The organism is Subdoligranulum variabile (assembly GCF_025152575.1).
Lineage (GTDB): Bacteria > Bacillota > Clostridia > Oscillospirales > Ruminococcaceae > Gemmiger > Gemmiger variabilis.
The window spans coordinates 2,551,161-2,565,193 of record NZ_CP102293.1 but is presented as its reverse complement, the minus strand read 5'-3'; the positions used below and the strand labels follow the sequence as shown (position 1 = coordinate 2,565,193).

Annotated in this window: 14 protein-coding genes; 5 read left to right on the top strand and 9 right to left on the bottom strand. The window is 61.2% G+C overall.

Annotated elements, in window-relative coordinates:
* Window positions 1-2: 2 nt before the first annotated feature.
* Entirely contained in the window at window positions 3-1,571 is a 1,569-nt protein-coding gene (locus NQ490_RS12015) for an alpha-amylase family glycosyl hydrolase (protein WP_007046043.1), read from the bottom strand.
* Window positions 1,572-1,817: 246 nt separating this feature from the next.
* On the opposite strand from NQ490_RS12015, the gene NQ490_RS12010 reads away from it, so the two are divergent.
* From NQ490_RS12010 to NQ490_RS11995, 4 genes are all read left to right on the top strand, one after another.
* The gene (locus tag NQ490_RS12010) at window positions 1,818-3,545 is read left to right on the top strand and encodes a carbon starvation CstA family protein (protein WP_007046042.1); all 1,728 of its coding nucleotides are present in this window, start codon (window positions 1,818-1,820) and stop codon (window positions 3,543-3,545) included.
* A 198-nt stretch (window positions 3,546-3,743) separates the two neighbouring features.
* Window positions 3,744-4,667 carry a transporter substrate-binding domain-containing protein gene (locus NQ490_RS12005; protein WP_007046041.1) on the top strand — a complete coding sequence of 308 codons (924 nt, stop codon included), beginning with the start codon at window positions 3,744-3,746 and terminating at the stop codon, window positions 4,665-4,667.
* A 97-nt stretch (window positions 4,668-4,764) separates the two neighbouring features.
* The gene (locus tag NQ490_RS12000) at window positions 4,765-5,589 is read left to right on the top strand and encodes an amino acid ABC transporter permease (RefSeq protein ID WP_007046040.1); all 825 of its coding nucleotides are present in this window, start codon (window positions 4,765-4,767) and stop codon (window positions 5,587-5,589) included.
* Window positions 5,582-6,322 carry an amino acid ABC transporter ATP-binding protein gene (locus NQ490_RS11995; RefSeq protein WP_007046039.1) on the top strand — a complete coding sequence of 247 codons (741 nt, stop codon included), beginning with the start codon at window positions 5,582-5,584 and terminating at the stop codon, window positions 6,320-6,322. The genes NQ490_RS12000 and NQ490_RS11995 overlap by 8 nt, the downstream gene beginning before the upstream one ends.
* Before the next feature lie 43 nt (window positions 6,323-6,365).
* Here NQ490_RS11995 and NQ490_RS11990 read toward each other — a convergent pair whose 3' ends face one another.
* The gene (locus NQ490_RS11990; RefSeq protein ID WP_007046038.1) at window positions 6,366-7,241 is read right to left on the bottom strand and encodes a hypothetical protein; all 876 of its coding nucleotides are present in this window, start codon (window positions 7,239-7,241) and stop codon (window positions 6,366-6,368) included.
* 79 nt (window positions 7,242-7,320) lie between these two features.
* Here NQ490_RS11990 and NQ490_RS11985 point away from each other — a divergent pair, with 79 nt between their 5' ends.
* A complete protein-coding gene (locus NQ490_RS11985; RefSeq protein WP_007046037.1) occupies window positions 7,321-7,635 on the top strand; it encodes a hypothetical protein in 315 nt (104 codons plus the stop codon).
* A gap of 170 nt (window positions 7,636-7,805) precedes the next feature.
* On the opposite strand, the gene NQ490_RS11980 is transcribed toward NQ490_RS11985, so the two are convergent.
* Genes NQ490_RS11980 through rpe form a run of 7 tightly spaced genes read right to left on the bottom strand, consistent with a single transcriptional unit; the run spans window position 7,806 to window position 13,953 of the window.
* Window positions 7,806-8,501 carry a putative RNA methyltransferase gene (locus NQ490_RS11980; protein WP_007046036.1) on the bottom strand — a complete coding sequence of 232 codons (696 nt, stop codon included), beginning with the start codon at window positions 8,499-8,501 and terminating at the stop codon, window positions 7,806-7,808.
* Window positions 8,498-9,016 carry a hypothetical protein gene (locus NQ490_RS11975; RefSeq protein WP_007046035.1) on the bottom strand — a complete coding sequence of 173 codons (519 nt, stop codon included), beginning with the start codon at window positions 9,014-9,016 and terminating at the stop codon, window positions 8,498-8,500. Before NQ490_RS11975 ends, NQ490_RS11980 begins: the two co-directional genes overlap by 4 nt.
* A gap of 17 nt (window positions 9,017-9,033) precedes the next feature.
* A complete protein-coding gene (locus NQ490_RS11970; protein ID WP_007046034.1) occupies window positions 9,034-10,320 on the bottom strand; it encodes a DUF1015 domain-containing protein in 1,287 nt (428 codons plus the stop codon).
* Between the two features lie 20 nt (window positions 10,321-10,340).
* A complete protein-coding gene (locus NQ490_RS11965) occupies window positions 10,341-10,994 on the bottom strand; it encodes an Rnf-Nqr domain containing protein (protein WP_007046033.1) in 654 nt (217 codons plus the stop codon).
* Window positions 10,975-12,276 carry an Rnf-Nqr domain containing protein gene (locus NQ490_RS11960; RefSeq protein ID WP_050764663.1) on the bottom strand — a complete coding sequence of 434 codons (1,302 nt, stop codon included), beginning with the start codon at window positions 12,274-12,276 and terminating at the stop codon, window positions 10,975-10,977. The genes NQ490_RS11965 and NQ490_RS11960 overlap by 20 nt, the downstream gene beginning before the upstream one ends.
* Window positions 12,251-13,270, bottom strand: a complete 1,020-nt coding sequence (locus NQ490_RS11955; protein WP_007046031.1) for an RnfABCDGE type electron transport complex subunit D — start codon at window positions 13,268-13,270, stop codon at window positions 12,251-12,253. The genes NQ490_RS11960 and NQ490_RS11955 overlap by 26 nt, the downstream gene beginning before the upstream one ends.
* A 26-nt stretch (window positions 13,271-13,296) precedes the next feature.
* A complete protein-coding gene (rpe, locus tag NQ490_RS11950; RefSeq protein WP_007046030.1) occupies window positions 13,297-13,953 on the bottom strand; it encodes a ribulose-phosphate 3-epimerase in 657 nt (218 codons plus the stop codon).
* Between the last annotated feature and the right edge of the window lie 80 nt (window positions 13,954-14,033).

Sequence of the window (14,033 nt, the reverse complement as noted above, 5' to 3'; positions counted from 1 at the left end):
GATCAGCCAAGAATGGCGAAGCTCTGGGCGCCCAGCAGCAGGGTTTCCCCTCGCACTTCGGCGTTGCCGATGACGAAGAGGGGCCGAGTTCCCTCCTCCAGCTTGAGAGGCAGTTCTGCCGCTGCCCCCGCCGGGTTGACGGCGCAGATCAGTGCGCCGCAGCGCCAGGCAAAGGGGCGGTACTCCCCTTTTGCCTTGGGGGCAAACAGGACCTTGAACGGCGCGTCGGAATCCAGATCCCGGTGCCCGTGGCGGAAAGCCAACAGCTCCTGCACCGTATGCCACAGGCTGTGGGGATCTGTCTGCTGGGCTGCCACCGTGGGCGCATCGGCCGCCGGGTCCACCGGCAGATAGAGAGCCTCCGGCGCGGCGTCCGAGAATCCCAGATTTTTCCCCGGTGCCCACTGCATGGGGGTGCGGGAACCGGTGCGGAAGTAGCCGCCCTCCTTGGTGGGCAGTTTCTGATACCGCATGCCGATCTCGTCGCCGTAGTAAAGGAACGGCGCACCGGGCATCGTAAAGATCATGGCATAAGCCAGCCGCAGTTCCTCGGTGGTAAGTCCCGCCGAAGGCCGTACCGTATCGTGGTTGCAGGTGATCAGGCAGTAAAGTCCGTCCTTGTGCGTCGCCTTGTAGCTGGGCAGCCAGTCGTCCAGGAACTTGTCGATCCCGGTGCCGGAATCCTTGCAGAAGTAAGCCTTGCCGATGTTGTGGGGATTGGAATCCATCCCGCCGTCGTAGGCACGCATCAGCCAGTCATATCCGTTGCCGTCCTGGTTGAGCATGAAATCCATATCAAACCCGTTTTTCAGTGCCATCCGCGGTCCGTTCCACTCGCTGACCAACACCGCCTCGGGGTATTCCTCATGCAACATGGCGGCTATGTCCCGCCAGATCGCACAGGTATATTTTTTGTGATGGGTATCGTTCTTCACAAGACTGGACGCCATATCCACCCGGAAACCATCGCATCCCCTATCCAGCCAGAACCGCATGACATCCTTCATGGCCTCCACCGTCGCCTTGCAGTCCGGCGCATCGGTGGGCTGCTGCCAGCTCTCGTGGATCTTGCCGTAGCCATAATTCAGCGCCGGCTGGCATTTGAAAAAGTTCAGAATATAGGTGCCGCTGCGCTCGCTCTCCCCGCCGATGAACGGCATACCGTCCCCCGAGGCAAAACAATGGTTGGTCCAGATGTACCGCCCGGAATATTCGTTTTTCTCCGCTTTGCTGCTGGCAAGGAACCAGGGATGTTCTTCACTGGTGTGCCCCGGTACCAGATCCAGCAGCACATGGATGCCTTTCGCGTGGGCCGCTCGGAACAGTGCCTCCGCATCCTCATTGGTGCCGTAGCGCGGCGCGATTTTCTTGTAATCCCGCACATCATAACCCGCATCCTTGAACGGGGAATCAAAGCAGGGATTGATCCACAGGGCATTGCATCCCAATTCCTTTATATAATCCAGTTTGGCAATGATACCCGGCAGATCGCCGATGCCATCACCATTGGTATCGTAAAAACTCTGGGGATAGATCTCATAAAAGACTGCGTCCTTCAACCACGCTTTCATCACAGACCTCCTGTTTGCTGCGGCGGATGCGCCGTTTTTCTTTATACTAGTCAATCAAATGTGTCTTGTCAATTCTGCACCTTTCACAAAACAGTCCATATATTTTCTACTTTTTTGCCCAAAAATTGTCATTCTTCCAAATTATTAATAAATTATGGATAAATTGTTGACACGCCCACATCAGCGCGCTAAAGTAATGAAGCAAGCGATTGTAATCCATTATACGGAAAGAGGGAGTAAGAAATCATGAATACGCTTGTGATCGTTCTGATTGCAGCGGTCTGTCTGGTATGTGCGTACGCCGGGTATGGCCGCTGGATCGCCAAAAACTGGGGTATCGACCCCAACGCCAAGACTCCTGCTGTGCGGCTGGAAGATGGCAAAGACTACGTTCCCACCAACGGCTGGACCGTGTTCAGCCACCAGTTCTCCTCCATTGCAGGTGCGGGCCCCGTTACCGGTGCCATCCAGGCCGCTGCGTTCGGCTGGCTGCCCGTCCTGCTGTGGGTACTGCTGGGCGGCATCTTCTTCGGTGCTGTGACCGACTTCGGCGCGCTGTATGCCAGCGTCAAGAATGACGGCAAGTCCATGGGCATGCTGATCGAGAAATACATCGGCAAGCTGGGCCGCCGCCTGTTCCTGCTGTTCTGCTGGCTGTTCACCCTGCTGGTCATCGCGGCCTTCGCCGACATGGTGGCCGATACCTTCAACGCCTACACCACCACCGATGGCGTGACTTCTCTGGCCGCTGCCGCCAACACCAACGGCGCCGCCGGCATGGTCTCCATCATGTTCATGGTGTTTGCCGTCATCTTCGGCCTGATCCAGAAGAAGTTCAACTTTGACGGCTGGAAAGAAGCGGTCATCGGCATCGTCTTTATCGTGCTGTCCTTCGTGATCGGCTCCAACTGCCCGATCATCCTCGCCAAAGAGGGCTGGATCTACATCACCTTCATCTACATCTTCTTCGCGGCTGTGCTGCCCATGTGGCTGCTCAAACAGCCCCGTGACTACATGACCACCTTCATGTTCATCTTCATGATCGCCGGTGCGGCCGTCGGTCTGCTGGTGGCCCATCCCACGATGAACCTGCACGCCTTCACCGCCTGGAATGTGGTCAAGGGTGAGAACGGCAGCCTCATCAGCGGCAGCTTGTTCCCCATCCTATTCGTCACCGTGGCCTGCGGTGCCGTGTCCGGCTTCCACAGCCTGGTTTCTTCCGGCACCTCCTCCAAGACCGTGGAGAATGAAAAGGATATGCTCAAGGTCGGTTACGGCGCCATGGTGCTGGAAAGTCTGCTGGCGGTCCTGGCCCTCTGCGTGGCCGGTGCTTCCGCCGCTGCGGACGGCACTCCCGCCGCCGGCACCCCCTTCCAGGTCTTCAGCAACGGTGTGGCCGGTTTCTTTGAGATGTTCGGCGTGCCCGTGTACGCCGCCACCGTCTTCATGACGATGTGCGTTTCCGCTCTGGCCCTGACCAGCCTGGATGCCGTGGCCCGTATCGGCCGCATGAGCTTCCAGGAGCTGTTCAGCGTGGACGATATGGAACACGCTGAGGGCTGGCGCAAGCTGTTCTGCAACACCTACTTCTCCACTATCGTGACGCTGGTTTTCGGCTTCATTCTGGCGAAGATCGGTTACAGCAACATCTGGCCTCTGTTTGGTTCTGCCAACCAGCTGCTCAGCGCTCTGGTGCTCGTCACCCTCTGCGTCTTCCTGAAGGTGACCGGCCGCAGCAACAAGATGCTCTTCCCGCCGCTGGTCATTATGCTCTGCGTGACCTTCACCGCCCTGGTACAGATCCTGGTGGGCTGTGTGCAGGCCTATGCCGCCGGCACCGCCACTTTCCTGATGCAGGGCCTGCAGCTGATCCTGGCCATCCTGCTGATCCTGTTGGGTGTCATCATCGTGGTCAACTCGCTGCGCGTCTACGCTGCCAGCGAGAAGAACAGCGAAAAGGCTTCCGCACAGTGATCCGTTTTTTCCCAATTCGGGAAGCAATCTTGACAAAGTGGAGTCTATAGCGTACAATACCGATATGGCCGCAACGGCGCGGCTGCGCGCTGCGCCGTATTGCTGCCGGGATTTGTAGCTTAAACCCCGGTATTCCACGAGAATACCGGGGTTTTTAGCGGTATTGAGGGAAATGGTAAATCTAAGGAGGAGACCCTGATGAAACTGAAGAAAACATTGAGCCTGTGCCTGGCTGCCCTTCTGACGGCCGGCCTGGTCGGCTGCGGTTCCACCGCGACCACCGACAGCACTGCTGCCAGCGACAGCGCCGCTTCCACCGCCGAAACCGGCACCGAAGCGGATACCACGGCTGCTCCGGACGGCGACGGCGATCCCACCACTCTGACGGTGGCCATGGAATGCGCCTACGCCCCCTACAACTGGACCCAGAGCGACGATTCCAACGGCGCTGTGCAGATCCGCGATTCCAGCGACTATGCCTACGGCTATGACGTCATGATGGCGAAGAAGATCGCCGAGGCGCTGGGCCAGAATGTCCAGGTCGTCAAGCTGGACTGGGACAGCCTGATCCCCGCTGTCATGAGCGGTGATGTGGACTGTGTCATTGCCGGCCAGTCCATCACCAGCGAGCGTGCCCAGCAGGTGGATTTCTCTGACCCGTACTACTACGCTTCCATCATCACCCTGGTGAAGAAGGACGGCCCCTACGCCAACGCCAAGAGCGTGGCCGATCTGAGCGGTGCCACCTGCACCAGCCAGCTGGGTACCATCTGGTACGACAACTGCCTGCCCCAGATTCCCGACGCCAACATCCTGCCCGCCCAGGAGACCGCTCCGGCCATGCTGGTGGCCCTGAACAGCGGTGCCTGTGATGTGGTCGTCACCGACCGTCCCACCGCCCAGGCCGCTCTGGTCGCCTACCCTGACTTTGTGGCGCTGGACTTCGGCGGCGGCGATGAGGACTTCCAGGTCAGCGACGAGGATATCAACATCGGCATCTCCATGAAGAAGGGCAACACCGCCCTGAAGGATGCCATCAACGGCGTGCTGGCCACCATGACCACCGACGATTACAACACCATGATGGACGAAGCCATCAGCGTGCAGCCCCTGAGCGAGTAAAATCGTATACCCGTTGCCCCAGGCAGTCCTCTCGGACTGTCTGGGGCTATGGTGGTTTCAGGCCCCCTGGCGAGGAAATCAAAAAGGAGTTATCCCCATGCAAGACTTTTTCGTAAACTGCGCCACCGTACTGCAAAAATACGGTTTTTCCTACCTGCGCGGCGCAGGCACTACCCTGCTGCTGGCCCTGGTGGGCACCTTTTTCGGTTGCCTGATCGGCTTTGCCATCGGCGCACTGCAGACCATTCCGGTGGACAAGCAGCGTGATCCCGCCTGGAAACGGGCCCTGATCCGCATTCTGCACGGCGTACTGCGCTGCTATGTGGAACTGTTCCGCGGCACCCCCATGATCGTGCAGGCCGTCTTTATCTACTACGGCCTGCTGCAGGTATTCGGCATCAAGATGGGGATGTGGACAGCCGGCTTCCTCATTGTCTCCATCAACACCGGCGCCTACATGGCGGAGACGGTCCGCGGCGGCATCGTTTCCATCGATCCCGGCCAGACCGAGGGCGCCATGTCCATCGGCATGACCCACTGGCAGACCATGCTCCATGTCATTCTGCCCCAGGCGCTGCGCAACATCATCCCCCAGATCGGCAACAACTTCATCATCAACATCAAAGATACCTCGGTGTTGTCGGTTATCTCCATTACCGACCTGTTCTTTGTCCACAAGAGCGTGGTGGGAGCCCTGTACACCTACTTTGAGAGCGCCACCATCGTCATGATCATTTATCTGACGATGACGCTGCTGGCCAGCTATCTGCTGCGCCTGTGGGAGAAAGCGCTGGACGGCCCGCAGAACTACGACCTGAACACCACCGATACCCTGGCCTACACCAGCGGCATGTACAATGCCCCCAACCCTGTCCATGAACCCCAGAATCTGGATATGAAAGGAGAGGTTTCCCATGTCTGAGCCGATCATCCAAGTGCGCCACCTCTCCAAGAGTTTCGGCACCCATGTGGTGCTGCGGGATGTGGATTTTACCGTCAACGCCGGCGACGTGACCTGTGTCATCGGTGCTTCGGGCAGCGGCAAATCCACCCTGCTGCGCTGCATCAACCTGCTGGAAACGCCCACCAACGGCAACGTGCTCTTCCATGGGCAGGAGATCACCGCCAAAGGGTTTGACCCCTGCGCCTACCGCGCCAAGGTGGGCATGGTGTTCCAGAGCTTCAACCTCTTCAACAACATGTCGGTGCTGGACAACTGCACGGCCGGCCTGCGGTATGTGCTGCATCAGGACAAGGAGACCGCCCGCCGCACCGCGCTGGCCAACCTGGAAAAGGTGGGTATGGCGCCCTATATCCACGCCAAGCCCCGCCAGCTTTCCGGCGGCCAGAAACAGCGCGTGGCCATCGCCCGCGCCCTTTCCATGCAGCCGGAAGTCCTGCTCTTCGACGAACCCACCTCCGCCCTGGATCCCCAGATGGTGGGCGAAGTGCTGGCCGTTATGCGGCAGCTGGCCAAGGACGGCCTGACGATGATCGTCGTCACCCACGAGATGGCCTTTGCCCGGGATGTTTCCAGCCATGTGGTCTACATGGCCGACGGTGTCATCGCCGAGGAAGGCACCCCCGCCGACATCTTTGAGCATCCCCAGAATCCGCGCACCGTGGAATTCCTTTCCCGGTTCCGCCAGGAATAAAGCCGCAAAAGAGCCGCCTGACAAAACAGGCGGCTCTTATTATTTATTGCAACAGTTCCCGTACGGTCTGTATGCCTTCTTCGGTCAGGGCGCTCTCCTGCCCCGCCCGCTGTGTGGCGGCCGTGGTATATTGGACGGTCAATCCCGACTGGGCGGTCAGATAGGTCAGCGTCTTTTCCACCCCTCCCAGCTCGGTGGCCATCAGGTCGGTCAGTGTGCGGGCGCTGTACTGCCGCCAGGCTTCCGGCAGTGAAGCCAGAAGATCAGGATTCTGCCGGACAAAGGCCTCCCACACCGCGGCCCGCACGTCCGCCTGCTTGCCGGTGGTATCCAGGCAGCTCTGCATCTGTTCGATCAGTGCGGGGGCATCGGCGGCGGTGATCTCAGCCACCGAGTCCTCCCCGTAGCCGATCTCCTCCCGCTGGCTTCGGGAAAGGAGCGCCGCGGTATCCAGGCGGGCCGTCGTGCTCTCTCCCACGCAGTCCTGCCAGCAGGCAGGCGTAGCCGCCAGGTAGTACAGCTGCTGCACGGCAGTCTCTCCCGTGGCCGCCGTCTGGCTCAACAGCTGGGCGGCCCGTCCCGCCCCTGCCGACAGTGCACAGGCCGACAGTGTCGTCGTTCCCGCCGGCGCCGCCACCTGCAGATCTCCGGGCAAGGCACAGAGCGTCACCGTCTGCGCCGGACCGTCCACCCGGGCCAACACAAAGGCGGGGTCCTCCTGCTGGACCACCAGCAGCATCCGCCAGGTATCCTGTGCCCCCTGCTCCACCGGCAGGCCGCCCCGTTCCGCTGCCGCCTGCCGCAGCACATTCTGTTCCTGCCGTTGATGAACAAAAAAGGCAGTCAGACCGATCAAAGGCAGCAGCAGCAAAAGCGTCAGCCCCAGGCTGTACCAAAAAACACCGGGCCGTGAACGCATAAACAACACCTCACTGTGTCAGAATCTAGGTATAGTGTGGGCCAAGGAGCCCGCCTGTATACCAAAGGAGGTTGTAGTTATGTTTCATGAACCGTTTGGCCCCCGGGGCGCTGAGGATGAGCGAGATACCTTCTGGACTGACCTGGGTGAAGTGACCGACGCCGCTTACCGGGAAGACCCCGAAGAGGCCGCCGCCCGCCGCACCGTGGGCACCGAGGCTGCCCGACATCCCGCCCACTACGTGCCCGATACCGTACAGCAGGTCCTGCCGCTGGCCCCGGAGACTCTTTCCGGAGAGGACACAGCCAGCCGTCAGGATCCGCTGGGCAGCTGGACCGGCGTACCCAGTGACAACGAATACGAGACCCCCACCCAGGACGCTGACGATCTGTAACCATCAAAAACAGCCCTCTGCCAAGTGGCAGAGGGCTGTTTGTCTGTTCTTCAGATTTTGCGGTAAACAAGATAGCGGAACCCGATCTCGGTGGTCAGACGGTGACATGCTGCCAGCCGGGCAGCGCCATCGGCCGGTGTATTCCAGTAGTAGGGCGTCATGGCAAAGAGCTACTGCACGCTCTCCCCTTCCAGGGTAATGGAGGCCGCGGCCTCCCGCTCCTCCACAAAGGCAAAGCCGTCATAGGCGGTCTGCTTGACCTCGTTTTCGTAGGGCGTGGCATAGAGTACCTGCTTGAGCCCGTAGAGATGCCGGGCCGTGGGCACCGCATAGACCAGGAATCCTCCGGGGCGCAGCATGCGATGAAACTCCGTTCCCGCAAAGGGCGAAAAGATGTTGAGCAGCAGATCGGCCCAACCGTCCCGCACGGGAGCGCTGAAGCTGCCTCCCACGCAGAAAGCAGCTTCGGGCACCCGTTTGGCCGCCAGCCGAACCGCCTCCTTGGAGAGATCGAATCCCACGATCTGCGCCTCGGGCAGGGCATCCTGCAGGTAACGGTCATAGCTGCCTTCCCCGCAGCCCGCATCCACCATGTGGGCGTGGGGCAGCCCGGCGCAAAGTTCCGCCAGCACTTTCATCAAAGGCGCATAATATCCTGCCGAGAGGAAGGCGCGGCGAGCACGGACCATTTCCTTGCCGTCGCCAGGGTCAGCGGCATGTTTCTTCTGGATGGCCAGCAGGTTGGCATATCCCTCTTTGGCCAGGTCAAAGCTGTGGGCCTTGGGGCAGCGCAGACTGCGCCCCACCAGCAGAAGCGGACCGCCGCAGACCGGACAGCGCAGTGCCTGCGCCAGCGCGGGGGTCATTCGGCGGCTCCCTCAGCGGCCGGGGACGTTTCTTCCTCCGGCAGCGGTACGGTCATACCGCCGTGGGCAGCCAGATACTCCTCGAAGTTGGCAAATTTCTGTTTCGGCGGGCGGCGGGCAATCAGCTCCAGCCCCGGGTCCTCATCCACGGCTTTGCGCTGGCTGCGTGCAGCACGGGAGGAAGGCTTCTGGGCATGATTCTGCTCCTTGGCCGGCGCCTGCTGGCTGCCGTTTCCACCGCGGCTGCGGCGTCCGGCAGGTGCAGCCTGCGGGGCCGTTTCTCCCTGGGCACCGCGATGGCGGCTGCGGGAAGCCGGAACAGCGGACGCTGTCTCCTTGTTCTCCTTGCGGCCAGGCTGCTGACGACTCGTCTTTTCCTTGGCGGCAGGCTGGGAAGCCTTACCGTTCTCCCGCGTCGGATTGGCCTGGGGATTCTGGGAAGCTCCCCCGCCGGAACCGCGACGACGGCGGCGACGGCGCGGTGCGCCGGACGGATTTTCTGCGGTTTTTTCCATACTTCACCTGATTTTCTTTAACCGATCACTCGGCATTCATTGTAATAACGTTTTTCCTCGGCATGCCCCATGCTGAAGGTCTTGCGGGGCAACACACCGCCCAGCACAACGCCGCGGAAGAGGTCCGCCTTGTCGAAGTCGGGCAGCAGGATGGCAGCCGCCGGATGGTCAGGCCGTGCTGCCAGCGCCATCGCCGTGGAGGCGCCATGGATGTAATCCACCCGGGCGTCCGGATGTTTCGGGAGCCATTCGCTCAGGAAAGCCTCAATGCTCCCCACTGTCAGCGGCGCCGGCGGATTCTGCAAGGCCACCGCGATCTCCCCCTGACGGTCTGCCAGGCGGAAACGCTGGGCGGAAGGCTCGGTCCGATTGTCCTGGGCGTTGTCCCACCGGTCCAGGTCCTGATACAGTTCTTTGGCTGTTACACCGAACACCACCCGATGGATGGGTTCGATCTCGATGGCCGGACTGTGCACATTGCAGACTTCCGCCAGACACCACCGGGCCGGATGATTCTGCTTCTGCTCGTCGGTCAGGGTGGGTTTCAGTTCCTCCCAGTAGGCCTTGGCGGTGGCAAGACTGTGGTTGCCGTCGCCCACGGCCAGGACCATGGGGGTCTGCCCCGCCGCGGCCGGCCAGCGCCGGGCAAAGGCTTCGGGATCGGCCAGGGCCGCCAGGGCCGCGTCAATCTGCGCAATCTTGGCAGGATCTTCCACGGCCCAGCCGCGCAGATGGCCGCCGCCCAGCATCAGCTCCCCATCGTAGAGCAGCGGCAATTCCTCTTTGCAGGCACCGATGGGCTCAATCAGCGTTTTGCCGGCATCATCGGCCAGCATCATCACATGGGGGGTTTCCAGCAGCGCCCCCCGCCGTACCTTCAGGCGCGGCGGGATGCGCTCGACCACAGTGCTTTCGCTGGGGCGGATGGCCGTATTGCTGCCCGGCGTGTAATCGTACGCCTCCAGGTCCACCGCACCGATCAGTCCCTGCCGGACGCTGCCGTCCATCTGGGTGCGTTCCACATAAACATATCCGTGAACATGACGGGTCAGCACCTGAATGCGGTACCGCTCCATCGTGGCGCGGATGTCATGCAGACGCTGTTCCTCCTGCGGGGTTCCCAGATAGGCCTCGGGCAGGACAATGTGCAGTGTGCTGGGGTGGTCCTTGGCCAGTTCCTCGGCTCGCTGCCAGTATTCCGGCTGCGAGGTAAACTGATCCACCGCAATGCAGGCCCAGGGATTCAACGGGGTTTCTGCGGCGGGAAGAAGGATATCCGCAGCGACAAAGCACGGAAGTGCCATAGTAAAAGCCTCCTATAACATCAGAGCACAACGGCATGGCCGACCAGACCATAGATGGCCAGCGACAGAACGCCGATATAAATCAAGGAACTGGGCAGTCCCTGGAAGATAGAGGGTACATCCTTACTGCGCAGACGGCGACGGCCTTCGCGCACGATAAAGATAATGAAGACATAGCCCAGCGCGCTGCCCAGGCCAAAGGCGATGCTCTGCATCATGGTATAGTTCTGGTTGGCGCAAATGAGCAAAGTGCCCAGCACAGCCGTGCTGCAGCCGCCCAGCGTCAGCTGGGCATGGCAGGCCTGCCGCTGACGGCGCGGCAGCACAAAGAGCAGCAGCCAGGTGAGGATCATGGCCACAGAAGCGCAGCTCAGATAGATCAGCGGGCGCAGCGCCGAGACCGGCAGCCAGGCAGGCAGGTAGTTGCGCAGCCAGGGGAAGAGCATGTTATGCACCGCCCAGCCCATAGGGGCCGAGATTGTCATCACCAGAATGAACGGCAGGCTGAAATCCCAGACCTGGGCTTTATGGTCGGGAACGAGTTTCAGCAGACGGGTGACGCCGAGGGCGCGGGCCAGGATGACGTTTTCCGCAAAGATGGCAAGGCCCATATAGCTGATAAAGTCCAGCACACCGCGCAGCAGCGGCAGGAACTCAATGTTTACGGCCGGCATACAGGCGATGCACCTCCTCCCGTTTATAATCGGTGTAGGCGTTGGCCACAGCACACCATACCGCCGCGATAACGCCCACCAGCACGAAACCGCCGGCAGGCTGTGCAGCCAACGGCAGCAGGGCCATATGAATCACCTCATGGCCGAATACCGTGCCGCTGGCCAGGAACTCCCGCAGGCAGCCTACGATCAGCAGGGCCACACACATGCCGATGCCGTTGTTGAAGCCATGCCGCAGCGCATCCCGCAGCGGCTCCAGCTCGGCAAACTCCATGCGCTTGACGATGGCCGGCTCCACCACGAGAATGGGAAGGTAGATGCCCAGCGCCGTCAGACTGTTGCCGAAGAATTCATAGAGCAGAATGTACACAGGAATGTACAGCAACGCGGCAGCATAGCTGTAGATGATGGGGCGGAACCGGTTGCCGCTGAGATGGCACACCGCCACCGCCAGCACCCGCGTGAAGGTGATGAGCAGCAGGCTGGCCACACAGAGAATCAGGGCCCGCTCTCCATCCAGGGCAGCCCCCACCACGGGGGCCAGGCCGAGCCCGCAGACCATCACCGGGTTGGACAGCCAGATATGATCGCTGCGGATCTTTTCGTTCAGTTCCGCCTCCGCCTCAGCACGGCTGCGCAAAAGGCCCGCATGCCGTTTGGGCGCAGGCTGTGGTTGTTCCTTCGGTGCAGCCGGTGCAACCGGCGCAGCAGGTTCTGTGGACTTGACCGGCTGCGCTGCCGCCTTCGGTTCGGGAGCCGGCTGTGCCGGTCCCGCCACACGGGCAGGTTGTTCCTGAGGCTGGGGTTGCGGTGCCGGCTTTACCGCCGGTATGCGGATCGTGGCATCCGGCCGTGTTTCCGCCGGTTCTGCCGGTGTGGCGGCGGGCGGTTCCTCCCGTGCAGCCCGGGGGGCCGGGAAATGCCAGGCCGGACGCTGGGTGCGTCGGGAGGCTTCCTCCCGGCGTTCTTCCTCGCGCTGGGCTCGCTCCTGGCGCATCTGTTCCAGCATCGCCTTGCGCTCCTCGTCGGTGTGGCGCTTGCGGCTGGTGGGGATGATGCGGCGCGCATCCGGTTCCGGTTTCGGCTGGGACTCCGGCTCCGGATTCGCCGTGGCGACCCCCTGCATCTGGGCGATGGCCTGCTCGATCTCCGCACGGGAGGCCCCCTGCGCGGCCATGGCGCGCGCCTTTTCCAGCATCTCTTTGGTGATATGGGGAATGATCAGCGTTTCGGAATGTTCCTCCCGCTTGCGGCGGTTATTCCGGTTTTGTGAATTGGGCAAGGCGCCGTTCCTCCTTCCTCATGAAGCGGATGCGTTCGGTGCGGTGGCTGATCAGATCCAGCCACTCGGGGATGGCGCCTACAATGAGCAGCGCAAAACAGGCCGCGCTCTCGTAGGGGCTGAACACCCGGAAGGCGTGGGTGGCAATGCCCAGCGCCGTGCCGTACACAATACGGCTGCTCGTACGGTTAGGCATCGTCACCGGTTCGCAGATCAGGAACAGGCCGCCAAACAGCACCGTGCCCGAGAGAATGACATACTTTTCCAGATAAATGCGCTGGCGCACATACTCCCACGGCCAGCTGAACACCGGCAGCTCACTGAGCTGCGGCAGCAGCCAGGGCAAACCGATGCAGAAGATCAGGAAGGGAATCAGCACCGACAGACGGATATGCCCCCGCACCAGCAGGAACAGGCCGCAGGCCATCACGACGAGAGCTGCCGTGATGCCCAATCCGCCCGAAACATTGCCGGTCAGCAGATTCATGGTACTGGCACTGGGCAGACCGCCGTTGCGCAGCGTGGCATTCATTCCCTCCACCAGGGTTCCGTCAGAAGCCCCGAACACCGGCAGCCAGGTGCCCGGCGTCGGATAGCGGTAGACAGAGTCCGGCCAGGAGATTCCGGCCACCGCCATGCCTACCGCCGCCGGGTGGAAGGGATAATGCCCTTCGCCGCCGAAAGCCTCCTTGACCAGTACGGCGGCAATAACCGCCGCCACGACCACCGCGTAAGGCACAGTGGCCGGCATCATCAGCACAATGAGCGCCGCGAAGCATTCGCTGGACGGCTCGTGGGAGTGGTACCCTTCCCCGTGCAGCGGTGCCAGGGCACAGTCACACAGATAGGCGACCAACAGCCCCGTCAGCATCAGCAAAACCGGGCGCGGGCCGTAATAGTACCAGGCCATTCCGGTGAGCGGAACAGCACACCACAGCAGATCACGATAGTAGTCGTAATTCTCGCTGCGTTCGATTTTCATACGATTGGCCATGGGATTTGGTATCTCCTTTGGTTCGTTCAGGCTTGTCCGTGGAGCAGGCGTACCACGGCTGCCGGATCCGCGGCATGGAACAGCGAACTGCCGGCGACCAGCCAGTCCGCTCCTGCCTGGACGCACAGCGGTCCGGTCTCGGCATTGATACCGCCGTCCACCTCCAGGATCGTGGCGCAGCCCCTGCGTTTGCGCTCGGCATCCAGGGCAGCCAGCCGCTGGGGGGTACCGGGCAGAAATTTCTGTCCGCCGAATCCAGGCTCCACACTCATTACCAGAATCAGGTCCACAACCCCCAGATAGGGGAAAGCAGCTTCCACCGGCGTACCTGGCCGGATGCTGATGCCCACCTGGCAGCCGGTGGCCCGGATGGCGGCAATGACTTCTTCCGCCGTATCAGGCACCGCTTCCAGATGGAAGGTGATGAGCCCGGCCCCCGCTTTGGCGAAATCCGCCGCATAGCGGGCGGGATCGCTGATCATCAGGTGGACGTCATAGTAGGCATCGGGCAGCGCCTTGTGCAGACACTGCAGAACCGGCGCACCGTAACTGATGTTGGGCACAAAGTGGCCGTCCATCACGTCGATATGCAACAGATCTGCGCCCTCCTGCAGCAGGCGCGTACAGTCATGCTGCAGGTTGGCAAAGTCAGCCGACAGGATCGAAGCGGCAATTTTGGTCATAGAAAGTTTCTCCCTTTGTCTATCTTTCCCACAATCGCCTGTGCCATCATTCCGCACAGCGATATACTAGATTATTATAG